The 22,547-nt window shown below is 70.0% G+C and carries 17 protein-coding genes; 3 read left to right on the plus strand and 14 right to left on the minus strand.

Translation table 11 applies throughout. The features are described 5' to 3' along the window. Positions 1-945 carry a prephenate dehydratase gene (gene pheA, locus MIAR_RS14935; protein ID WP_285637602.1) on the minus strand — a complete coding sequence of 315 codons (945 nt, stop codon included), beginning with the start codon at positions 943-945 and terminating at the stop codon, positions 1-3. Between the two features lie 232 nt (positions 946-1,177). Between pheA and pgm the strand changes: the two genes are divergently transcribed. After that, a complete protein-coding gene (gene pgm, locus MIAR_RS14940) occupies positions 1,178-2,821 on the plus strand; it encodes a phosphoglucomutase (alpha-D-glucose-1,6-bisphosphate-dependent) (RefSeq protein ID WP_285637603.1) in 1,644 nt (547 codons plus the stop codon). A gap of 117 nt (positions 2,822-2,938) precedes the next feature. On the opposite strand, the gene MIAR_RS14945 is transcribed toward pgm, so the two are convergent. The 13 genes from MIAR_RS14945 to MIAR_RS15005 form a co-directional block, all read right to left on the minus strand. Beyond that, positions 2,939-3,718 carry an ABC transporter ATP-binding protein gene (locus tag MIAR_RS14945; protein ID WP_285637604.1) on the minus strand — a complete coding sequence of 260 codons (780 nt, stop codon included), beginning with the start codon at positions 3,716-3,718 and terminating at the stop codon, positions 2,939-2,941. Between the two features lie 38 nt (positions 3,719-3,756). Then, positions 3,757-4,797: an ABC transporter substrate-binding protein gene (locus tag MIAR_RS14950; RefSeq protein ID WP_285637606.1), complete on the minus strand. Its 1,041-nt coding sequence runs from the start codon at positions 4,795-4,797 to the stop codon at positions 3,757-3,759. 46 nt (positions 4,798-4,843) lie between these two features. Continuing rightward, positions 4,844-5,695: an ABC transporter permease gene (locus tag MIAR_RS14955; RefSeq protein ID WP_285637607.1), complete on the minus strand. Its 852-nt coding sequence runs from the start codon at positions 5,693-5,695 to the stop codon at positions 4,844-4,846. 313 nt (positions 5,696-6,008) lie between these two features. Continuing rightward, positions 6,009-7,112 (minus strand): glycerate kinase family protein, encoded by a 1,104-nt coding sequence (locus MIAR_RS14960; RefSeq protein ID WP_285637608.1) that lies wholly within the window; start codon positions 7,110-7,112, stop codon positions 6,009-6,011. Next, positions 7,109-8,146, minus strand: coding sequence for a LacI family DNA-binding transcriptional regulator (locus MIAR_RS14965; RefSeq protein WP_285637609.1), 1,038 nt, complete (start codon positions 8,144-8,146; stop codon positions 7,109-7,111). The genes MIAR_RS14960 and MIAR_RS14965 overlap by 4 nt, the downstream gene beginning before the upstream one ends. A 24-nt stretch (positions 8,147-8,170) precedes the next feature. Next, entirely contained in the window at positions 8,171-11,053 is a 2,883-nt protein-coding gene (locus MIAR_RS14970) for a chondroitinase-B domain-containing protein (RefSeq protein WP_285637611.1), read from the minus strand. Positions 11,054-11,219: 166 nt separating this feature from the next. Next, complete coding sequence (locus MIAR_RS14975; RefSeq protein ID WP_285637613.1) at positions 11,220-11,972, minus strand: sugar phosphate isomerase/epimerase family protein; 753 nt, start codon at positions 11,970-11,972, stop codon at positions 11,220-11,222. 107 nt (positions 11,973-12,079) lie between these two features. Next, entirely contained in the window at positions 12,080-12,946 is an 867-nt protein-coding gene (locus MIAR_RS14980; RefSeq protein ID WP_285637615.1) for a sugar phosphate isomerase/epimerase family protein, read from the minus strand. Beyond that, positions 12,943-14,112 (minus strand): dihydrodipicolinate synthase family protein, encoded by a 1,170-nt coding sequence (locus tag MIAR_RS14985; RefSeq protein WP_285637617.1) that lies wholly within the window; start codon positions 14,110-14,112, stop codon positions 12,943-12,945. The genes MIAR_RS14980 and MIAR_RS14985 overlap by 4 nt, the downstream gene beginning before the upstream one ends. Continuing rightward, entirely contained in the window at positions 14,109-15,263 is a 1,155-nt protein-coding gene (locus tag MIAR_RS14990) for a Gfo/Idh/MocA family protein (protein ID WP_285637619.1), read from the minus strand. Before MIAR_RS14990 ends, MIAR_RS14985 begins: the two co-directional genes overlap by 4 nt. Before the next feature lie 110 nt (positions 15,264-15,373). After that, a complete protein-coding gene (locus MIAR_RS14995; RefSeq protein ID WP_285637621.1) occupies positions 15,374-15,835 on the minus strand; it encodes a MarR family winged helix-turn-helix transcriptional regulator in 462 nt (153 codons plus the stop codon). A 75-nt stretch (positions 15,836-15,910) separates the two neighbouring features. After that, the gene (locus MIAR_RS15000) at positions 15,911-16,348 is read right to left on the minus strand and encodes a MarR family winged helix-turn-helix transcriptional regulator (RefSeq protein ID WP_285637622.1); all 438 of its coding nucleotides are present in this window, start codon (positions 16,346-16,348) and stop codon (positions 15,911-15,913) included. A gap of 1 nt (position 16,349) precedes the next feature. Further along, positions 16,350-18,101 (minus strand): MDR family MFS transporter, encoded by a 1,752-nt coding sequence (locus MIAR_RS15005; RefSeq protein WP_425561618.1) that lies wholly within the window; start codon positions 18,099-18,101, stop codon positions 16,350-16,352. Positions 18,102-18,274: 173 nt separating this feature from the next. Between MIAR_RS15005 and MIAR_RS15010 the strand changes: the two genes are divergently transcribed. Both MIAR_RS15010 and MIAR_RS15015 read left to right on the plus strand, forming a co-directional pair. Then, positions 18,275-21,388, plus strand: a complete 3,114-nt coding sequence (locus tag MIAR_RS15010; protein ID WP_285637624.1) for an NPCBM/NEW2 domain-containing protein — start codon at positions 18,275-18,277, stop codon at positions 21,386-21,388. 85 nt (positions 21,389-21,473) lie between these two features. Continuing rightward, positions 21,474-22,544: a substrate-binding domain-containing protein gene (locus MIAR_RS15015; protein ID WP_285637626.1), complete on the plus strand. Its 1,071-nt coding sequence runs from the start codon at positions 21,474-21,476 to the stop codon at positions 22,542-22,544. Positions 22,545-22,547 lie beyond the last annotated feature (3 nt).

Genomic DNA, 22,547 nt, shown 5'->3' on the forward strand with positions numbered 1-22,547 from the left:
CTACGCCTCGTCGGGCTCGCCGGCGATCAGACCGCGCAGCCAGTCGCGGGCCTCGACGAAGATCTCGTCGGCGTACCGGTCGGGGTACTGCACGATGCGGCGGTCGGCACGCGGATAGGAGCCGAGGAACACCACCCGGGGGCTGAACCGGCGGATGCCGAGCAGCGCGTCGGCCATGCGCTCGTCCTGGATGTGGCCGTCGGCGTCGAGCACGAAGCGGTACCGTCCCAGTTCGTCGCCGATGGGCCGCGACTCGATCAGCGACAGGTTGATGCCTCGGGTGGAGAACTGCTCCAGCATCTCCAGCAGGGCGCCCGGTCGGTCGTCGGGCAGCTCGACGATCAGCGAGGTCTTGTCGGCACCGGTCGGCGCCCCGGCGGCGGTGGTGCGCGAGACCAGCACGAAGCGGGTCACGGCGTTGTCGTTGTCGCCGATCTGCTCGGCCAGCACCTCGACGTCCTGGTGCTGCACGATGCCGGGCGCCGCGATCGCGGCCTGCGCCGGCAGCGTTCCGTCCAGGATGCCCAGAGCGGATGCCACATTGCTGGCCGCCGGAACATGAGCGTGCCTGGGGAGGTGCGCTCCGAGCCAGCCGTGGCACTGCGCGTAGGCGACGGGGTGCGCCGCGATGACCTGCACATCCTCGAGCTTCGTCCCCGGAGCTCCGACCAGCACGAAGTTCACCTTGACGAGATACTCGCCGATGATCCGCAGGCCCGGGTTCGTCGCCAGGGCGTCCAGCGTCGTGGAGACGCCGCCCTCGATCGAGTTCTCGATCGCGATCATCGCGGCATCCGACACCCCCGACAGCACGTCGGCGAGGGCCTCGCCCACGTTGTGCACGGGCTTCCACTCGTGACCACGGGCCTCGGGCACCTGGTCCAGGGCCGCTTCGGTGAAGGTTCCGGCAGGGCCCAGGTAGCTGTACGTGCGGCGTTCGGTCACCCGGCAAGCCTAGTCCCGGGCATCCGCCGGGTTACGGCGGGCGATCCTTACGGGCTGCGCGTGCGCTTCGCGCGGAGATGTACGCCTGCCGCGGACGGAATCCGGCATCCGATCCGCGCGAAGCGCACATTCCCGCGTGAACCGTACGGCACAGGCGACCCTGATGTCCGCCCGACCGCATCCGCATGACTCCGAAGATGCGCGACGGCGACCTGCGGGGCAGACTATGCACATGACGAGCCGTGCAGGCCTCCCCGCGGAGGAAAAGGACCTCATCGATGTCGACGAGCTGATCGCCGCGTACTACGACCGGCATCCTAATCCGGCGGTCGCGACGCAGCGCGTCGTGTTCGGGACCAGCGGCCATCGCGGCTCGGCGCTGTCGTCCAGCTTCAACGAGGACCACATCCTCGCGACCACGCAGGCGATCGTCGACTACCGCAACGGGCAGGGCATCACAGGTCCGCTGTTCCTCGGCCGCGACACCCACGCGCTGTCACTTCCCGCCGAGCGCAGCGCCATCGAGGTGCTGATCGCGAACGGCGTGGACGTGCGGGTCGACTCGCGGGATGCCTGGGTGCCGACGCCGGCGCTCAGCCATGCCATCCTCACCTACAACCGCGGCCGCGCCACTGACGACGCCGGCCGCGCGGACGGCATCGTCGTGACCCCGTCGCACAACCCGCCCCGCGACGGCGGCTTCAAGTACAACCCGCCGCACGGCGGACCCGCCGACACGGACGCCACCGGGTGGATCGCCCAGCGCGCCAACGAGCTGATCGAGGCGAAGCTGGAGGGCGTCAAGCGCGAGAGCTTCGCCGACATCGACTGGGACGCCATCACCGGATACGACTTCCGCGACGCCTACGTGCGGGACCTGCCGAACATCATCGACATCGACGCGATCAAGCGCGCGGGCGTGCGGATCGGCGCCGACCCACTGGGCGGCGCCTCGGTGGAGTACTGGCAGCTCATCAAGGACCTGCACGGGCTCGACCTGACGGTCGTCAACCCCGAGGTCGACCCGACCTGGCGCTTCATGACGCTGGACTGGGACGAGAAGATCCGGATGGACCCGTCGTCGCCGTCGGCGATGGCCTCCCTGGTCGCCAAGAAGGGCGACTTCGACGTGCTCACCGGCAACGACGCCGACGCCGACCGGCACGGCATCGTCACCCCGGATGCCGGGCTGATGAACCCCAACCACTACCTGGCCGTCGCGATCGACTACCTGTTCTCGCACCGCGCCTCGTGGCCGCGTGACGCCGCGATCGGCAAGACCCTGGTGTCGTCGATGATCATCGACCGGGTCGCCGGGTCGCTGGGCCGCCGCCTGCTGGAGGTTCCGGTCGGCTTCAAGTGGTTCGTGCCCGGCCTGCTCGACGGATCCGTCGCGTTCGGCGGCGAGGAGTCCGCCGGTGCGTCGTTCCTGCGCCACGACGGCAGCGTGTGGTCGACCGACAAGGACGGCATCCTGCTGTGCCTGCTGGCCGCCGAGATCATCGCGGTGACCGGCAAGTCCCCCTCCGAGCGGTATGCCGAGCTGGAGGCCGCGTTCGGGGCATCCGCCTACCAGCGCGTGGACGCGCCGGCGACGCCGGAGCAGAAGGCGACGCTCGGCAAGCTGGCACCGGATGCCGTGACCGCCACCGACCTCGCCGGTGAGGAGATCACGGCGAAGCTCTCGCACGCCCCTGGCAACGGCGCCGCGATCGGCGGCCTGAAGGTGCAGACCGAGCACGCCTGGTTCGCCGCGCGCCCGTCGGGCACGGAGGACGTCTACAAGCTGTACGCCGAGAGCCTGCTCGGGCCCGAGCATCTCGCGAAGGTGCAGGACGAGGCCCGGGCGGTGGTCAGCGCCGCGCTCGGGGGCTGACGCACCCGCACGGCCCGCGCCGCGCGCGCGGGGACACCTGCACGGCCCGGGAACGGATGCACGATCGGATCACGGCTTCGATCGTGCAGGTGTTCCCGGGTCGTGCATCCGTGCCCGTCAGTCGCCGCCGGGCGAGCCCAGCAGTTCGCGCACGCGACTGGAGATCCGGGTGAACTCGGGCGTCTCGAGCGTCTGCGCGTAGCCGCGCTCGGCGGGCAGGTCCACGCGATGCTCCTCGAGGATGCGCCCGGGGCGCGGGCTCATCACGACCACCCGGCTGGCGAGGTAGACCGCTTCGGCCACCGAGTGCGTGACCAGCAGCACGGTGGTGCCGGTCTGCGCCCAGATGCGGTTGAGCTCGACGTTCATCTTCTCGCGCGTCAGGGCGTCCAGCGCGCCGAAGGGCTCGTCCATCAGCAGCACTCGCGGCTCGTGCAGCAGGGCACGGCACAGCGACACGCGCTGCTGCATGCCGCCGGACAGCTCGTGCGGGAGGGCCTTCTCGAAGCCGGTCAGGCCGGTCATCTCGATCAGCTCGTCGGCACGGGCCTGCGCCTTCTTCGAGTCCATGCCGCGCATCTCGGCCTGCAGCAGGATGTTGCCGCGCACGCTGCGCCACTCGAGCAGAGCCGCGCGCTGGAACACGTATCCGATGTCCTGCCTGGGGCCGGTCACGTCCTCGCCGTTGAGCCTGACCCTGCCGGAGCTCGGCAGGGTCAGGCCGGCGACGGCCTTCAGCAGGGTGGACTTGCCGCAGCCCGAGGGCCCGGCGATGGTGATGAACTCCCCCGCCTGCACGTCCAGGTCGACGCCCTCCAGCGCCGACACCCGTCCGCGCTTGGAGGCGAAGGTGATCGAGACGTCGGTGATCTCCAGCGCCGCGCTCGTCTGCGTCATGTCGGTCATCTCCTGATCGGGGTACGGGCGTGCCGCGGTCACTTGCCGGGGGCGAAGGACGCGTCGAAGTAGGTCTTCACGTCGCCGTCGCCCGAGATCAGGCCGGCCTTCGACAGCACGTCGAGCGTGGCCTGCCAGTCCTCGGTGGCGTTGGTTCCGGGCGCCTTGCCCTCGGTCGCCTTGGTGCTGAGCAGCTTGATGGTCTCGTTCCACTGGTCCAGCAGCACGTCCTTCGCCGGCATCTGCGGGTCCTTGCCCGCCATCGACGCCACGGCCGCCTCGGGGTCCTTCTGCGCGGCGGCGAACGCCTCGGAGGTGGCGGCCACCATCTCCTTGACCAGCTCGGGCTTGTCCTTGATGGTGTCGTCGGGCGCGATCAGGCCGTTGCTGTAGAAGTTCAGGCCGGCGTCCGAGTAGCGCAGGTAGGTCATCTTCTTGCCGCTCTTCGCGGCGATCGTCGGGCCCTGGTCGTGCGCGAAGCCGATCAGTCCGTCGACCTGGCCGGAGAGCACGGCCGCGATCTTGCCTGCGGGGTCGAGGTTCTGCTGCTTGACGTCGGACTCCTTCAGCCCGACCGCTTCGAGGTACAGCGGGAACGTCGTGGTCGGGGCGTCGCCCGCCGAGACCGCGATCGTCTTGCCCTCGAGGTCCTTCGGCTTCTCGATGCCGGAGTCGGCGAAGACCTGCACAGCCGACGGCGTGGTCTGCAGGAAGACGCCGACGCTCTTGATCGCCACGCCCTTGTCGATGTTGGCGAGCACGGCGGGCGTGTCGGCCCAGCCGAAGTCGACCTGCTTCTGGCCGACGGCCTGCGCGGTCTTGGTGGATCCCTGACCGGCCTTGATGGTCAGGTTGATCCCGTGGTCCTTGAAGATGCCCTTCTCGACGCCGTAGTAGAACGGAGCGTGCTCACCGTACGGGTACCAGTTGAGCATGAGCGTGACGTCGGTGAGCTGCTTGTCGCCCTTCGCGGGCGCACCGCCGTCGCCTGCCGGCGCGGAGGCGCCGCAGCCGACCAGGGCGAGGGCGGATGCCGTGATGACGGCGAGGGTGCTGAGGATGGATGCTGACTTCTTCATCAGTGCTCCTTGTGTGTGATGGTGCAGGGTACGGGTGCTGGCAGGGTCAGAGGCGGACGGTCGCGGCGCCGACGTCGCGCTTGGACGCGTGCCACGGGATGAGGAACTTCTCGGCGATCTGGATGATCGCGAACAGCAGCACGCCCATCAGCGACATGATGATGAGCGCGGCGAACAGCATCGCCGTGTCGAGGTTGCCGTTGGCCTGCAGGATGACGTAGCCGAGGCCCTCGTTCGCACCGACGAACTCGCCGACCACGGCGCCGGTGACGGCGAGCGTGGCCGCCACCTTGAGCCCGGAGAGCAGCTCCGGCAGTGCCGCGGGCAGTCGCACCTTGGTGAAGGTGCGCCAGCGACCGGCGCCCATCGTGGACGTCAGCTGCAGGATCTCGGGGTCGACCGAGCGCAGTCCCGCGAGGCCGGAGATCACGACGGGGAAGAACGCCATCAGCACGGCGACCAGGATCTTGGGCTCCATGCCGAATCCGAGCCAGACGATGAACAGCGGCGCGATGGCGATCTTGGGGATGACCTGCGCGAACAGGATGACGGGGTAGAGCGTCTGCTCGAGCCCGCGGGAGTACACCATGATCACGGCGACGAACAGGCCGACGATCACGGCGATGACGAATCCGACCAGCGTCTCGTAGGTGGTGACCCAGGTGTGCTGCGCGAGGTATGCCGCGTTGTTCGCGAAGGCCGCCCAGGTGTCGCCGGGCGAGGGGATGATGAACGGCTTGACCCACTTCAGGGTGGTGACGAGCCACCAGATGAACAGGACGGCGATCACGAACACGACCGGATGCCAGCTGCGCTGCCACCAGCGGACGAAGGCGTTCGGTTCGCCCGGCGCCTGTGCGAGCGCGAGCGACATGGTGGCGTTCTGCGTTGAAGTCATGGGGTCCTCGACGTCGTCGTCAATGATGAGATCGATTTCGGGAAAGCGTATTCCGAACCGTTGCTGCGAGTCTATGTCGCGTATCGGGGAGTGTCAATCCGACCGGGCGCGGGCCCGCGCAGGGTGCACACGGCCGGGCACGGACCTGCACATGCGGTCGGGAACAGCACAGTTGCGCGACGCGGGAACGATTGCACGACCGGATCGCCGAATCGATCGTGCAGGTGTTCCCCGGTCGTGCACCCGTACCCGTTCGCGGCCGGTCCGCAGGCGCGGGCAGGCAGGTCAGGAGCGGCCGGTCAGTCGCGGCAGGTCAGGCGAGGCGGCGGGCGAGCTCCGCGCCGGCCTCGCGCAGCCAGCGGGCGGGCTCCGCCAGAGCGGATGCCGATGATCCGGCGAGTTCGGTGAGCGAGAGCGAGCCGGCGAACAGGCCGGTGTCGGCGTCATCGGTGATGCGCCCCGCCACCACGGCGGCGCGGGCACCGGCATCCGCGGCGACCGAGGCCACGAACGAGGGCACCTTGCCGTCGCCGGACTGACCGTCGTACGACCCCTCCCCCGTCACGACCAGATCGGCGCCGGTGAGGGCGTCCGCGAGGCCGATCAGCCGGGCGACCTCCCCGGCACCGGGCAGCAGCCGCGCGCCCCAGGCGACGAGCGCACCGCCCACGCCGCCGGCGGCACCTGCGCCCGGCGTCGACGGATCGAGGCCGAGCAGCTGCGCGAGCGCGGCGAGGCCGGCATCCGCGAGGGCCCGATCCGCGGCATCCGTGAGCCCCTTCTGCGGGCCGAACACCTCGGCGGCGCCGCGGGGCCCGATGAGCGGATTGGTCACGTCGCTGAGCACGAGCGTCTCGGGCGCGGGACGGAGCGCGGTCAGATCCGCCCGGACGATCGCGGCGAGGCCGCGGGCGCCCCGTGCCGCGTCGGCACCGTCAGCGGTGAGGAACCGCGCGCCCAGAGCGCGCAGCATCCCCGTGCCGCCGTCGGTGGACGCGCTGGAGCCGATCCCGAGGATGAGGCGCGAGACGCCGTGGTCGAGAGCCGCGGCGATCGCCTGCCCGAACCCGGTCGAGTCCGCATCCCACGGGCGCAGCTCGCCGAGCAGCTCGATCCCCGAGGTGGACGCGAGGTCGATCACGGCCGTGCCTGCCGGGGCATCCGCGGATGCCGGGAGCAGCAGCCACGAGGTCTCGACCGGCACGCCGGCCGGTCCGTCGACGGTGAGGGGCATCCGCTCCGCGCCGGCCACTGCGGCGGCGAAGGCCGCGACCGTGCCCTCTCCCCCGTCGGCCATGGGCCGCAGTACGAGCTCCGCGCCCGGGGCCACCTGCGCCAAGCCCTCGGCGAGCGCCTGCGCGGCATCCGCCGCCGTGATGGTCCCCTTGAAGCTGTCCGGCGCGAAGACGACCCTCATCGAGCGATCCCGGGCGTGCTGTCGCGCACGAGCACCTCGATCTCCATCGGCGGCTGCTCCCACTCGTCGGCGACCGTCGCGCGGAATGCCTGATAGCCGAGTTCGCTGAGCGGCACGCGCACGGTGGTGAGCTGCGGAGTCACATCGCGGCTGACCGGCACGTCGTCGAATCCGCACACCGCGATGTCCTCGCCGACGGTGCGGCCCGCGTCCCGGATCGCGGTCATCGCCCCGATCGCCACCACATCGCTGAGCGCGAAGATCAGCGTGCCGGGCTCGACGCCGGCGGCGAGCGCCTCCGTCATCGAGGCCGTGCCCGACTCCCGCTCGAAGGTGCCGCGGTGCACGCGGACGACCTCGCCGCCACCGGCGGTGAAGCCGGCGGTGAAACCGGCCAGTCTGTCGTCCGAGGTGCTCACGCCCTCGGAGGCTCCGATCCCGATCGCGCGCCGGTACCCGAGTGCCGCCATCGAACGACCGAGCTCCTCGGATCCCTCCCGGTTGGGGATGCGGATGCTGCGGTCACCGCCCTCGCCGAAGGTGACGGTACGGCCGCCGAGCGAGGCGAACTCGGTCAGCTCGTCGACAGCGGCGGCGTCCCGCTCACCGGCTCGGGATGCCGCGAGGATCACGCCACGGGGACGCTGCCCGCGCAGTGCGTGCAGGATCCGCGCCTCGCGCTGCGGCTCGCGCTCGGTGATCGCGATCGTCACGATCAGTCCCTGCTCGTCCGCACCGCGGGCGACGCCGGACGCGATCAGCCCGAAGTAGGGGTCCGCGATGTCGGCCACCAGCAGCGCGATCACGGGCGAGGTGCCCCGCGCGATCGTCTGGGCGGAGACGTTCGCGGTGTAGCCGAGCTCGGCCGCGGCCCGCTCGACGCGTTCGCGGAACGACTCGGCGACCTTGCGCTCGGAGCCGTTCAGCACGCGGGATGCCGTCGCGAGGGACACGCCGGCCGCCGCGGCCACGTCGTGCAGTGTCGGCGCGGGGCGCGCCGTCCTGCTCCGGGAAGTGTTTTCCGGGATGGTCATGCCCTGAGCCTACTGCGCTGCCCGTCACGGGGCCTTCGGCCCCACGTCGGCCGTGGTGAGCGGTGCACGGGTCGCCGGTGCGGTGGTGACCTCGTGCGCTCCCACGTCGTACACACCTGTGCGGGCGCGGCCGTCGATGTCGTCGGTCACCCAGTTCGCGTGGTTCGTCTGGGTCGCCGCGTCGACGGCGGGGCTGGACGCCCCGATCCGCCAGGTGCCCGCGGCATCCTTCGAGAGCTGCGGGTTCACCCGGACGAAGCCGACCTTCGGGATGTTGCCGTTCACCGCCGCGCCCCACAGGATGTTGCCGCGCCAGTAGAAGTCCTGCATGAGCGGGACGTCGGCGAGGTGCCCCGTGTCGCCCTGGACGATGTTGTCGACGATGGTGACGTTCAGCGGCGGGACCGTGCGGTTCGTCTCGCCGCTGATGCCGTCACCGTTGCCGACGATCGTGTTCAGTGCGATGCGGATGCGGTCGGGGGCATCGTTCTGCTTGCGCGACTCGGCGGGCTCGCCCTCGTAGTGATCCCGTTCCGTGCCCGAGCCGATCACGATGCCGTCCTTGCTGAGACCGGCGAGGTAGTTGTCGATGATCTCGTGGTCGTTGCCGTAGATCCGGATGCCGTTGGTGCCGTCCATGATCCTGTTGCCCATGACGGTGTTGTCGTTGCCGTGGCGCAGCACGATGCCGCCGAAGCTGTTGCGGATCGTGTTGTAGCGCACCGTGTTGCCGCTGGACTTGACCGAGATCGCCTCCGGGTCGCCGTTGGCGTTCTCGAACAGGTTGTACTCGACGACGGCTCCCGCCACGCTCAGCGCACGAGGGCTGACACCGAGGCGGATGCACTCCCCGCCGTTCGAACCGGTGAAGTTCTGGTCGGAGAAGTAGTTGTGGTGCACTCGTACACCGGTGGCCATGTCCGTGGTGCCCGCACCCTCGATGCCGAGATACACGCCGATGGTGTTCTTGCCGTGGAACCAGCTGTACTCCACGACGGAGTCGTCGGCACGGATCATCAGGTTGTGCTCGGCGCTCTGCGCGAAGACGAACTCGTCTCGGCTGAACGTGATGCGCCTGCTGTCCGCCGGCACCTCCAGGGTGGTCGACTGGGTGAACCGGAAGCCCTGGATGACGACGTCGTGCGCGCCCGAGAACGTGAAGCTCTTCGACCCGCTCAGCGTCACGCCGCCGACGGTCTCGGCCTTGATCGTCACGGGCACCCCCGCGGTTCCTCCTCCGGAGACGTCGATGCTTCCGGAGACGCTGTAGGAGCCGTTCTTCAGCACGATGGTGTCGCCGGCATCCGCGGAGTCGATCGCCGACTGCAGCGCGGAGATCGAGCTGACCACGGTCGCGGCGCTCCCGGGCTCGGCGGGGGTCGTCCCCGACGGCGTGACGGCGATGTTCGTGAGACCGGTGACGGCGTTCGCGACCGTGTTCGTGTCCATCACGACGTTGGGGGCATCCGCGCACTTGGACGTGGAGGTGACGTTCACGGCGTACTGCCCCACACCGCCGAGGTCGGAGCTGTTGCCGCGCCAGATGTTGCCGCAACCGGATCCGGTCAGCGGGTTGTGGGTCTCGTAGCCGTTCGCGAAGACACCGGGCGAGGCGAAGGTGCCGGTGTTGCCCTCGAAGAGGTAGCCGTTGCCCTTCACGTCCACCCAGGAGTCGGCGGAGTTCTCGCCGGACAGCCCCGTGCCGTTGAAGGTGTTGCCGCGCACGATGCCGTCCCGCGTTCCCTCCTTGACGTCGATCAGCTCGGCCGCGACGCCGGGGCCGATCCTGTTGTCGAGCACCTGGATGCGGTCGGAGCGGTCGAAGCCGCTGGCGTCGGCGTAGCAGTCGTAGTTGGAGTTCGCCGAACCGAGGTAGACCGCTTCGCCGTATCCCGGCTTCACCAGTCCGGTGCGCACGATCTCGGAGTTGCGCAGCACCCCGTCGGCGGACGAGCGGCGGAAGTGCACGCCCTCCTCGGCGATGTCGCGCACCAGCACTCCGTCGATGGTGACGTGGGTGGCGCCGTCGAGCACGATGCCCTTCTTCGAGTCGGCGACCGTCAGCCCGGTGACGTTCCAGTAGGAGGCCCCGAACAGCCACAGCCCGTATCCGGAGTTCCAGTCGGCGGACGGCGCCGGGCAGCCCGACAGGCTTCCCGAGGAGGCCTCGTTGATGATCACGGCGTCGCGAGGACCGGTCAGGGTGATCGGCGCGGATGCCGTGCCCGCGGTGGCGGCGACGAAGCTCCCGCGGTACGTGCCGGCCGCCATCTTGATGGTCTGCCCGGGCTTCACGGCTGCGAGGGCAGTGGTCAGCTGGGCGGCGGTGGAGACGCTGATGACATCCCCGGTCGAGGGGTCGGTGCCGCCGGCGCCGGTGGTGCCGTACACCTTGAGGTCGTAGAGCGAGTATCCGTAGCCGGTGCCACGGGCGGTGCCGTAGACGCGCAGATAGCGGCCCGTGCCGGTCAGGGCGGCGAACTCGTCCGTGCCCCCGTCGCCGGCGGACTCGGTCGCGAGGGTCGTCCACGACGTGCCGTCCGCGGAGATCTCGACGCGGTACGTGCTCGCGTACGCGGCCTCCCACTTCAGCACCACCTTCGACACCGTCGCGCCCGCGCCCAGGTCCACGCGGATCCACTGCGGATCCACACCCTCCTCACTGGCCCACCGCGTCGACGTCGCATCCGCATCGACCGCCTTCGCCCCCTCGAAACCCGCGTCCTCGATCGACGACGTCGCCGTCGGGCGACCCTGCGAGATCAAGACCGAAGCCTCCTGCTCTCCGCTCGTGGCAGCCGCATGAGCGGCGCCGGACTGCGCGATGAGCCCCAGGGGGACGACGAGCGCGGCCGCTGTCAGAGCAGTCAGCGCCCGGCGGCGGAGGGAGAGGTGGGCATAGGACATCGTCGTCTCCTGCACGGTTCGAAGCGGTTCACGATCAGCCCGGCCGGCTGTTCGTAAAACTTCTTACCATGAGGGATCGACCCAGCACCAGACTTTTTGGCAAACGCTTGCCAGATTCGTCGAGACAACCCGCTGCTCCCGCCTCCGGGCGTCGACCGCGCGGTCGTCAGGCGCCGGCGAGCCAGCCCCGCAGCGTCGCGGCTTCCGGCGCGAGCAGCGCCGGATCGTCGCCGGGGACGAACTCGAGCAGGGCGTCGCGGGGCGGGACGGGCAGAGCGGATGCTGCGGCGCACAGCGCCTGCCACATGCCCTGACGCTCGTGCAGCCGCAGGCGCTCGTTGAACGGCCACCACGAGAACACGTGCACCGCACTGGTGTGCGCGGCGATCGCGTCGAACTCGGCGAGCGCCGTCGCGTCCGGGGCATCCACCGACGGCTGCCAGTACGTGGACAGCGCCGGCACATCGGCGAGCAGGCGCAGCACGGCAGCCGGGTTGTCGGCGATCGTGCCGCGGTGGTACTCCAGCGCGAGGCCGATCCCCCGCTCGGACGCCTCGGCCGCGGCATCCCTCAGCCGCGCGACGAGCTGCGCGTACTGCTCGGGCGTCGCGTCGGCGGAGTCCACGCGCCCGGCCCAGATCCGCACCCGATCCGCACCGAGCGCCTCGGCGCTGTCGAGGATCGGGGTGAGCGCCTCGTCGGCACCGGCACGGAAGTACGAGCCGTACGAGCAGACGTCGAGCCCTGCGTCCCGCGTCACCCGCGCGACGTCGGCGGCTCGGCCCTGGTCACCCGGGGGCACGTGCACGTCGCCGCCCCACTCGATCACCTCGAGCTGCGCCTCGGCGGCGAGCGCGACGATCTCCTCCGGGGCGAGCTGCCGGAAGGTCACCGAGCAGAGTCCTGGGCGCATGGTCATGTCTTCATCCTCGTGCAATCATCCTCGTGCCGTCGTCCTTCGTCTCGCTGCGCTCGCTCAGGAACCGGCTCCTGAGCGAGGAGCGGAGCGACGAGACGAAGGGCGGGTCAGGCCAGGTGCGGGGAGACCGCCGCGCTGAACGTCTCGGCCGTACGACGCACGACATCCTCCGGAGCATCCGCCCAGATGTCCGCGTTGAAGATCTCCACCTCGACGTCGCGATCGTAGCCGGTCGCCATCACCGCACGGGTGAGCGAGCCGAAGTCGATCACTCCCTCGCCCGTGTAGTGCCGCGACAGCAGAACATCCTCGGCGAGCGGGGTCTTCCAGTCGCACACCTGATAGGTGGCGATACGGCCCTCGCGACCGGCACGCGCGATCTGGTCGAGCACCTGCGGATCCCACCAGATGTGGAACGTGTCGACCGCCGCCCCGACCACTTCGGGGGCGAAGTCCGCGGCGATGTCGAGAGCCTGTCCGAGCGTCGAGACGACGCAGCGGTCGGAGGCGTACATCGGATGCAGCGGCTCGATCGCCAGCGTCACGCCGGCCTGCTGGGCATACGGAGCCAGCTCGCCGAGTGCGTCGCGCACCCGCTCGCGGGCGCCGACGAGATCACGGGAGCCCGGGGGAAGACCCCCGGCGACGAGCACGAGCACCGCGGTGGAACCGGCGGCTCCTGCGGCGGCGAGCGCGGCGGTCTCATCGATCGCCCGGCGGTTGTCCTCGACTGCGGCGGTCCGCTCGGGCCCGTCGGGCAGGGTGAAGAACCCGCCGCGGCAGTGCGTCGAGAAGCGCAGTCCCGAGTCGTTCAGCATCCGGCACGCGACGTCGAGCCCGACGTCGTTCACCGGCTCGCGCCACAGTCCGATCGACTGCACGCCGGCGTCGGCGGTGACCTTCAGCGCCGTCGCGAGGTCGGCGTACTTGATGGTCGCCTGGTTGATCGACAGGCGGGGGTCGACAGCACTCACAGAGTGACTCCGTTCAGGCGCAGCATCCCGTGCCAGCGCTCGCGCGCGAGCTCCGGGTTCTCCAGGGCGAGCGAGGCGTTGGCCAGCTCGACGATGCGCGAGAGGTGCGGAAGGCTGCGCGCGGAGTGCAGGCCGCCGACCATCTGGAACGCGGGCTGGTGGCCGTTCAGCCAGGCCAGGAATGCGACGCCGGTCTTGTAGTAGAAGGTGGGCGCGGCGAACACCTGACGGCTGAGCTCCTCCGTCGGGCCGAGGATGCGCTGGTACGCCGCCGCATCGCCGGCATCGAGCGCCTGGATGGCGGCCGATGCGACGGGCGTGATCGCCGCGAAGGCGCCGAGCAGCGCGTCGGAGTACGGCCGAGCCCCGGTGCCGGAGTCGCCGATGAGTGAGACGTAGTTGAAGTCGTCGCCGGTGAACATCCGCACACCCTCGGGAAGGCGCTCGCGCACCGAGATCTCGCTCTCGGCGTTCAGCAGGCTCATCTTCACGCCCGCGACCTTGTCCGGGTTCTCGGCGATGATGTCCAGCAGCACGGCGGATGCCGTCTGCCAGTCGGATGCGCCGAAGTAGCCCTCGAGCTCAGGATCGAACGCAGTGCCGAGCCAGTGCAGCACGACGGGAGTGGTGGCGCTCTCCAGAACGGACCGGTACACCCGGCGGTAGTCGTCGGCGCTCTCCGCGACGCGGGCGAGGTGCCGGGATGCCATCAGCACCGGCCCCGCCCCCTGCTCCTCGGTGAAGTGCAGCTGCGACTTGTACGCGTCGATCACCTGGTCGAGGGAGATGTGCGTCTCGTCCACATGGTCGGTGTTGACGCCGACCACGACGGAGCCACCCTCCTCACGCGCCACCTGAGCGCTGCGGGAGACGAGCTCGCGCGTCGCAGCGGCGTCGAGGCCCATGTTCCGCTGCGCGGTGTCCATGGCATCCGCGACCCCCAGGCCCCAGGAGTAGACGTTCCGACGGAAGGCGAGCGTCGAGTCCCAGTCGATGTCGGCGGGCTGGCCCGGGGTGTTGTCGCCCCAGACGACCGGCACGACGTGCGCGGCGGCATAGGCGACGCGCGAGCGCAGCGGCGCGGTGGGGCGGGTGAATCCGGTGACCTCGTTGAGCTCGGCATCCGAGACGGCCCCGGATGCCGACAGCAGGCGCAGCGCGGTCACAGCGACAGCTTCTCGATGGCGATCTTGCGGCCCTCGGCACTGGAGGCGAGGCCGGCCTCGGCGAACTGCACGCCGCGGGCGCCCGCCAGCAGGTCGAAGGCGTAGTCGGTGCCGAGCACGTACGACTCCAGATACTCCTCCCACTGCTGGCGGAAGCCGTTCAGGAAGACGTCGTTGGTGGGGACGTTCTGCCAGTCGGCGTCGTAGTCGTGGGTGTCCTCGAGGTCGGGGTTCCACACCGGCTTCGGAGTGGCGTTGCGCGGCTGGATCTTGCAGCCGAACAGGCCGACCACGGCCGATCCGTGCGTGCCGTCGACCTGGAACTCGACCAGCTCGTCGCGGTTCACGCGCACGGTCCAGGAGGAGTTGATCTCGGCGATGATGCCGCCCTCCAGCTCGAAGATGCCGTACGCGGCGTCCTCGGCGGTGGCGTCGTAGCGCTCGCCCTTCTCGTCCCAGCGGTCGGCGATGTGCACGGCGGCCTGGGCGTAGACGCTCTTGACCTCGCCGAACAGGTTCTCGAGCACGTAGTTCCAGTGCGGGAACATGTCGGTGATGATGCCGCCGCCGTCCTCGGTGCGGTAGTTCCAGCTGGGGCGCTGCGCGGGCTGCCAGTCGCCCTCGAACACCCAATAGCCGAACTCGCCGCGCACGGAGAGGATGCGGCCGAAGAAGCCCGAGTCGATCAGGCGCTTGAGCTTCTGCAGGCCGGGGAGGTACAGCTTGTCGTGCACGACGCCGGCCTTCACGCCGGCGGTGTTCGCCAGCTGCGCGAGCTCGATCGCCTCCTCCAGCGACTCGGCGGTGGGCTTCTCGGTGTAGATGGCCTTGCCCGCGGCGATGGCCTTGCGGATCGCGGTGGCGCGCGCCTTGGTCACCAGGAAGTCGGCGTAGATCTCCCACTGCGGGTCGGCGAGGGCTGCGTCGAGGTCGGTGGTGTAGTCGGCGATGCCGTGCTTGGCGGCGAGCTCGGCGAGCTTCTCCTCGCTGCGGCCGACGAGGATCGGCTTGACGGTCACCTTCGACCCGTCGGAGAGCTCGATGCCGCCCTGGTCGCGGATCGCGAGGATCGACCGCACGAGGTGCTGCCGGTAGCCCATGCGTCCGGAGACGCCGTTCATGATGATGCCGATCTCGCGCACGTTCGCCATTGGTGTTTCCGTTCTGTTCGGGAAGTCATCGCGCCACCGACTGAGTCGGTAAGCGCTTTCCCATATCAAAGCAGGTTGTCACGTGGAGCGCAAGGGCCGGGTTACGCCCGTCAGCGGCCGAGCGCGTCCAGCAGCTCGGCGAAGTGATTGAGGTCGCCGGCCGACCAGGCCCGCAGGCGCGCGCCGATCCGCTGCTCGTAGGCCGCGCGGGCCGCGGCCACGCGCTCCTTCGCCAGCTCCGTCGGCGCCAGGCTGCGCGCGCGGCGGTCATCGGGGTCGCGGATGCTGTCCACCAGACCGAGCTCGGTGAGGTGGCGCACCTGCCGGCTGACCGCGGACTTGTCCGCCTGCACGCGCTCGATGATCTGCCCGGCCGTGGTCGCCTCGCCGCTGACGATGCCGACGAGCACCTGGTAGCCCAGCGGCTGCAGGTCGGGGTGCACGGTCGCCGCCGCCTCACGCCAGCCGATCCGGATGCGGGCGAACAGCCGGCCGAGCTCTCGCTCGACGCGCTCGACGGCGGCATCCAGCTCCGCCCCGTCGAGCGTGGGTCCGGACGCGTGCTCACTCATGCCCGCCAGCTTACGGCGAAGCCCGCCTCCCGATTCGGGAGGCGGGCTTCAGGACGGTGGAGCGGATGCCGCGGATCAGACCTCGGCGAGCAGCCGGAACACCTTCGAGGCGGCCTGCACCTCTTCCGGCGTCAGCTCGGCGAGCACCGAGCGCATCCGCTCGGCGTTCTCGGCCCGCAGCTGGGCGAGCACGGCCGAGGCCTCCGGCGTCGCCGTCAGCACCCGCAGGCGCCCGTCGCGCTCGTCCGGCCGCGACTGCAGCAGGCCGAACTCCTCGAGCATCCGGATCTGCCTGCTCACGACCGACTTGTCCATCTCGAACAGGTCGGCGAGCCGGTGCGCGCTCGTGTCGCCGTTGCGGGCGATGTACGCCAGCAGCTTGTAGCCGGAGGGCTGCAGGTCCGGGTGCATCCGGGCGGCCGACTCCTTCCACAGCGCCTTCGCACGCGCGAAGATCAGGTTCATGTGAGCCTGGAAGTCCGCGAGCGTGTCGTCGGCGGTCTGCGTCGCCATCTCAGCGCACCGCGTCCTCGTCATCCGCGCCGTCGTCGTCGCGCTCCAGCACCAGGACGCGGCCGGAGGCGGTCTCCGCGCCGTCCGCGTCGATCACGCGGATGCTGCCGGTGGCGGCACCCACCTCGGCCTCGGCGACCTCGATCGCCGACTCCTCGGCGTTGGCGCGCAGCTGCTCGGCGGAGTTCTTCGTCGACAGCGGCTTGTTGCGGATGAAGGCGATGGCGATGACGCCGATCACGGCGAGCGGGATGGCGATGACGAAGGCATCCGCGATGCCGTGGCCGTACGCCGACTCGACGATGTTGCGGATCGACTCGGGCAGGTCGGACATCTTCGGGACGTTGCCCGAGTCCAGCGCCTTCAGCGCCTCGAGGTCGGACGGCGACGAGGGCTTGAAGCCCTTGAAGCCGTCGACGATGTAGTCCTTGACGTTGGTGGCCAGGATCGAGCCCATGATCGTCACGCCGATGGTGCCGGCGATCGTGCGGAAGAAGTTCACACCGGACGACGCGGCGCCCAGCTGCTGCGGCGGGGTGTCGTTCTGCACGATCAGGGTGAGGTTCTGCATCACCATGCCGAGGCCGGCGCCGAGCACGAACATGTAGACCGCGACGAGCGCGAACGGGGTGTCGTAGCGCAGCGTGGCCATCAGGCTGACGCCGGCGAGCGCGAGCACCGAGCCCAGCAGCATCCAGCTCTTCCACTTGCCGAAGCGGCTGACCAGCTGGCCGATCACGATCGACGCACCCATCTGGCCGACGATCATGGGGATCGTCATCAGGCCCGACTCGGTCGGCGTGGCGCCGCGGGCGAGCTGGAAGTACTGCGCGAGGAACACCGAGGTCGCGAACATCGAGACGCCGATGGCGATCGAGGCGATGACCGAGAGCGTGAAGGTGCGGTTGCGGAACAGCGACATCGGGATGAGGGGCTCCTTGACGAACACCTCGACCAGCACGAACGCGAGCAGCATCACGCCGGAGCCGATGGCGAGCACGTAGCTGGTGACCGAGTCCCACTCGAACTGGTCGCCGCCCATCGACACCCAGATCAGCAGCGCCGAGACGCCGACCGCCAGGAGCACGATGCCGAGGTAGTCGATGGAGACCTTCGCGGTCTGCGGCTTGGGCAGGTGCAGGGTGATCTGCAGCAGGATCAGCGCGACGATCGCGAAGGGCACGCCGACGAAGAAGTTGGCGCGCCAGCCGAACACGTCGGTGATGAAGCCGCCCAGCAGCGGGCCGCCGATCGTGGCGAGAGCCATGATGCCGCCGACGACGCCCATGTACTTGCCGCGCTCACGCGGCGAGATGATCAGCGCGACCGCGATCATGACGAGCGACATCAGGCCGCCGACGCCGAGGCCCTGCAGCACGCGCATGGCGATGAGCATGTTGATGTCGTGCGAGAAGCCGGCGGCGACCGTTCCCGCGGTGAACAGCACGAGCGACAGCTGCACGAGGATCTTGCGGTCGACGAGGTCGGCCAGCTTGCCCCAGATCGGGGTGGTGACGGCGGTGGCCAGCAGGCTCGCGGTGATGACCCAGGTGTACTGGGCCTGGGTGCCGCCGAGGTCGGCGACGATGACGGGGAGCGAGGTCGACACGACCGTGCCGGACAGCACGGCGACGAACATGCCGACGATGAGGCCGGAGATCGCGGTGAAGACCTCTCGGGCCGAGCGCGTGGCCTCGGTGGAGGGATGTGTGGTGGAGTTCAAAAGAAGGCTCTCCTGCAGAGAATGGTTGATCTTCGTCAACGATACATCATTGGTTGATCTTTCTCAACCATTGCCTCGGGTCAACTATTCCCGGCCGCCGTGTTCAGGTGTGTTCACCTGAACACACCTGATGCGCCGCTGCTGTCACGATGTGGGCATCCGAGGCCACCCCGGCCCGGGTGCGTGATTCGAGGAGGAATCCCTTGCGCATCAGACGAACACGGATGCCCGCGGTCATCGCCGTCGGCGCCGTCTGCCTGGCCGGCCTGGCCGGCATCCCCGCCACCGCCGCCTACGGTGCGGACGGACTGGCGGGCTCCATCCACTACGCCAGCGACATCGCCTGGGTCTCCGCCGAGAACGGCTGGGGACCGGTCGAGCTCGACTACAGCAACGGCGCCCGCGCCGTGCCCGACACGACCCGCACGATCCAGTCGATCCGCGGCGTGCAGTACCCGAAGGGCCTGGGCACGCACGCCCCGGCGAAGATCGTCTACGACGTGGGCGCGCAGTGCACGCAGCTGCTCGGCTACGTCGGCATCGACGACAGCCAGAGCGGCAAGGGCAGAGTGGACTTCGTCGTCGCCGTCGACGGCACGGAGAAGTTCCGCATGGAGCGGACGGGGACCTCGCCCGCGGGCCGGCTCAACCTGGACCTCCGCGGCGCGTCCCGCGTCGAGCTGCGCGCCGAACCCGGCCCGGAGGGCAACGGCAACGACCACGCCGACTGGGCGGATCTGAAGTTCAACTGCACCGACGGCTTCGTCGCCCAGCCGCTCGCGCTCACCGCGAAGGACGTCGACCTGTCGCTGCTGGCGCCGGGCATGCCGGTGTCGATCGCGATCGAGGGCGCCGCGCCGCGGGTCCCTGTCACGGTCGCCTTCGGCGACACGAGCGTCGTCGCGAACTCCGACGACAGCGGCCGTGCCGTCGCCGCCTTCGTGGTGCCGGAGGGCATGACCGCCGGCACGCACGCGATCACGGCATCCGCCGAGGCGCTGTTCGGCGCCGTCGCCACCGGCGAGATCACCGCGAACGTGGTCGCGGTGTCGGATGCTGTGCATCACGTCGACTGCTCCGCCGCAGGCGTGGGCGACGGCTCGGGCGACGACCCCTACACCTCGCTCGCCCAGCTGGACGGCATCCTGTTCCAGCCCGGCGAGAAGGTGCTGTTCAAGCGCGGCGCGACCTGCACCGGGACGTTCGCCCCGAAGGGGTCCGGACTGTCGACCGCACCCATCACCGTGGCGCCCTACGGCGACGGCGACGCGGAGGCCACCATCGACGGGCACGGAGCGCTCGCCGGCATCCACCTGCTCAACGTCAGCAACTGGACCGTCGACGGCATGCACGTGATCAACCCGGGCACCCCCGACCAGCGTCGCGTCGGCATCCTCTACGAGATCAACGACGGGTCGAAGCGCAGCGGCGTCGTGCTCACCCGCAACCACGTCGAGAAGGTCGCCGGCTGGTCCGACAAGACCAGCCTCGGCAACGCCTTCTCGCGGTCGGCCGGCATCTCGGTGCTCGGCGACGGCATCGGCTGGTTCGACGGCATCACGATCACCGACAACGTCGTGAACGACACCGCCGCGGGTGGCATCAAGCTGTCGGCGCCCGACACCACGAAGCACTACAACGAGAAGGTCTACGTCGCACGGAACGACATCCGCGCCGTCGGCGGCGACGGCATCGTGATCCACAACTCGGACAAGCCGGTCATCGAGTACAACTCGGCGATCGACCTCGGACACGGCGAGTACCCCTTTCTGAAGGGCAACTTCGCGGGCATGTGGCCGTACAACTCGGTGGATCCGCTGTTCCAGTACAACGTCGTGGGCAACAGCGTGGGGTCCACCTACGACTCCACGGCCTGGGACTGCGACATGAAGATCAAGGGCAGCTGCACCTTCCAGTACAACTACTCGTACGGCAACGCGGGCGGCTTCTACCTGGACTGCATCTCGGGATGCGGCACGGCGTCGACCACGACCGACACGATCCTGCGCTACAACGTCTCGCAGGACGACTGCCGTCTCGCGGGCTCCAGCGGCGGACCGGGAGTGCATCGGATCTACAACAACACGTTCTCGTGCCTGAACCGGCCGTTCCTGGATGACATGAACGCGCCCCGCGAGGTGAAGAACAACGTCTTCATCGCACCGGGCGGCGCGCTCAGGGCCGACAAGGGCGTCTACGCGAACAACGCGTGGTTCGGCGGCATCCAGCCTCCCGCCGGCGAGACCGGGTCGGTGCTCGCCGATCCGCAGCTGATCGCCGCCGGCAGCGGCCAACTGACGCGTGCGCTTCCCGGATACCGCCTCGCGGTCGGCTCGCCGCTGCTGGGCGCGGGTACCCCCGTCGCGGATGCCGGTGCGCAGGACTTCTTCGGCGACCCGATCCCCGCGACGCCGAACATCGGCGCCTACCAGGGCTCGGGCGTGGAGGTCGCGCCGCTGCCGTTCCGCGCGCTGGTGAACCAGACCGCGGTCGCCTCGGCGGCCAACCCGCGCAACGGGGCGATCACCACGGATCTGCGGGTCCTCTCCGCCGAGGCGCTGGATGCGGCCGGGTTGGCGATCGGGGCCACGGCGTCCGCGTTCGGCGCGGACATCGACTGGCACCCGACCGCGGTCGGCACGCCCGACGCGATCAAGTCGTCCGGGCAGCAGGTGGCTCTGAACGGGGAGGGCGACGAGCTCATCGTCGCCGGGTTCTCCTCCGGGACGGCCACCTCCGGCACCGCGACCGTGCACTATCAGGACGGCACCACCGCCGAGGTCGAGATCAGCCTGCCGCTGTGGTCGCAGACGCAGGTCGATGCCGCCGACACGACGGTGCTCGCCACGTCGGCCTCGTACCTGAAGCGCACCGCCGCGTACATCGGCGGGACGATCTCGACAGTGCAGGAGCCTGCCTCGGTGTTCGCGCAGCGCATCCCGCTGTCGGGCAAGCCCGTCGCGAGCGTCACCCTCCCGGAGGGCAGCCCGCTGACCGGCGACGGACTCACGCTGTTCGCGGTCGAGCTCGCCGGCAGCGCGGTGCCGACGTCCGCCTCGGTGCTCACGGAGTGCCGCGGACCGTTCGCGTGGGTGCACGTCGACGTCACCAACGAGCACGACGAGCAGGTGGCCGTGACCGTGGACACCGCACTGGGCGACCGCGTGGCCGAGAAGCTCAAGCCCGGCAAGGACGTTCGGCTGTCGTACAAGGTGAGCACGGCCGTGGACGCCGGTGCGGCCACCCTGGTCGCGACCACGGAATCCGGGGCGCGCACCACGACCACCGTCCCCTACGCGGCGGTGAGCTGCCGCTGAGCGCATTCCAGGGGCGGGGCGCGGGCATCCGCACCCCGCCCCTGGTATGAACGGAAGCGAACAGAACGCACAGAAGGGTGACCGGGTGATCGCCGAGGAGCGGCGGGAGCGGATCCTGCGAGAGATCGTGATGCGAGGACGCATCGAGGTCGGGGACTTCGCCGCCCGCACGGGACTGAGCGGCATGACGATCCGCCGGGACCTCGCCGTGCTCGCGGACCGCGGTCTGATCCGCCGGGTGCACGGCGGGGCGGTGCTCCCCGACACCGCCGAGGCGCCGGCCACGGGCGTCCGCGGCATCGGGTCCTCCACACGGCCGCTGGCCACGATCGGGCTGATCGTGCCGGATGCCGGCTATTACTTCCCGCCGCTGATCCGCGGCGCCAGCGAGGCGGCGCTGGCCGCCGGCGTACGGCTCGTGCTCGGCACGACCAACTACGACCCGGCGGAGGAGACCCGCCAGCTGCACCGGCTGAGCGCAGGCGGGGCGGATGCGACGATGCTCGTCACCGCCCGGCCCGACGTGGTCGACCAGGAGTTGTGGCGGGCGATCGCCGCGGTGGAGACCCCCGTCGTCCTCGTGGAGCGCGCGGCCGACGGAGCACCGACCTCACTGCGCATCGATGCCGTGCGCAGCGACCACGCCTTCGGCGCGGAGCTCGCCGTCGACCACCTCGCGGAGCGCGGCCATCGCTCGGTCGGCCTGCTGTGCCGCGAGACCGCCACCGCCCCGTGGATCGCGAAGGGGCATCGGCGTGCGGTGGAGCGCCACGGCCTGGCATCCGCACCGGTCATGACGGCCCCGTCGCCGCGCTGGGGCGACGACTCCCGCGCGGACGTGCTGCGGGAGTTCCTGGACGCCTGCCTCGCGGAGGGCGTGCGGGCGGCAGTGGTGCTGCCGGACGAGCTCGCCATCGGCCTGCTCAGCGTCGTCGAGGAGCGCGGCCTGCGCGTGCCCGAGGACTTCTCGATCGTCGCCTACGACGACGAGGTGGCCGCGCTCGCCAGCGTGCCGCTGACCGCCGTGGATCCGCCCCGCACCGCCGTCGGGCGCCGGGCCCTGGAGACCGCACTGATGCGACTCGAGCGCCGCGACGACGCGCCCGCGCATCGCATCAAGCTCGCGCCGTCGCTGCACGTGCGCGAGTCGAGCTGACCC

The sequence above is a fragment of the Microbacterium arabinogalactanolyticum genome (genome assembly GCF_030268005.1).
Taxonomy (GTDB): Bacteria; Actinomycetota; Actinomycetes; order Actinomycetales; family Microbacteriaceae; genus Microbacterium; species Microbacterium arabinogalactanolyticum.

Bases quoted from the DNA above. Each gene is read 5' to 3' on its own strand.
- pgm (WP_285637603.1), top strand. From the start codon at position 1,178: ATGACGAGCCGTGCAGGCCTCCCCGCGGAGGAAAAGGACCTCATCGAT.
- MIAR_RS14945 (WP_285637604.1), bottom strand. From the start codon at position 3,718: ATGACGCAGACGAGCGCGGCGCTGGAGATCACCGACGTCTCGATCACC.
- MIAR_RS14950 (WP_285637606.1), bottom strand. From the start codon at position 4,797: ATGAAGAAGTCAGCATCCATCCTCAGCACCCTCGCCGTCATCACGGCA.
- MIAR_RS14955 (WP_285637607.1), bottom strand. From the start codon at position 5,695: ATGACTTCAACGCAGAACGCCACCATGTCGCTCGCGCTCGCACAGGCG.
- MIAR_RS14960 (WP_285637608.1), bottom strand. From the start codon at position 7,112: ATGAGGGTCGTCTTCGCGCCGGACAGCTTCAAGGGGACCATCACGGCG.
- MIAR_RS14965 (WP_285637609.1), bottom strand. From the start codon at position 8,146: ATGACCATCCCGGAAAACACTTCCCGGAGCAGGACGGCGCGCCCCGCG.
- MIAR_RS14970 (WP_285637611.1), bottom strand. From the start codon at position 11,053: ATGTCCTATGCCCACCTCTCCCTCCGCCGCCGGGCGCTGACTGCTCTG.
- MIAR_RS14975 (WP_285637613.1), bottom strand. From the start codon at position 11,972: ATGACCATGCGCCCAGGACTCTGCTCGGTGACCTTCCGGCAGCTCGCC.
- MIAR_RS14990 (WP_285637619.1), bottom strand. From the start codon at position 15,263: ATGGCGAACGTGCGCGAGATCGGCATCATCATGAACGGCGTCTCCGGA.
- MIAR_RS14995 (WP_285637621.1), bottom strand. From the start codon at position 15,835: ATGAGTGAGCACGCGTCCGGACCCACGCTCGACGGGGCGGAGCTGGAT.
- MIAR_RS15000 (WP_285637622.1), bottom strand. From the start codon at position 16,348: ATGGCGACGCAGACCGCCGACGACACGCTCGCGGACTTCCAGGCTCAC.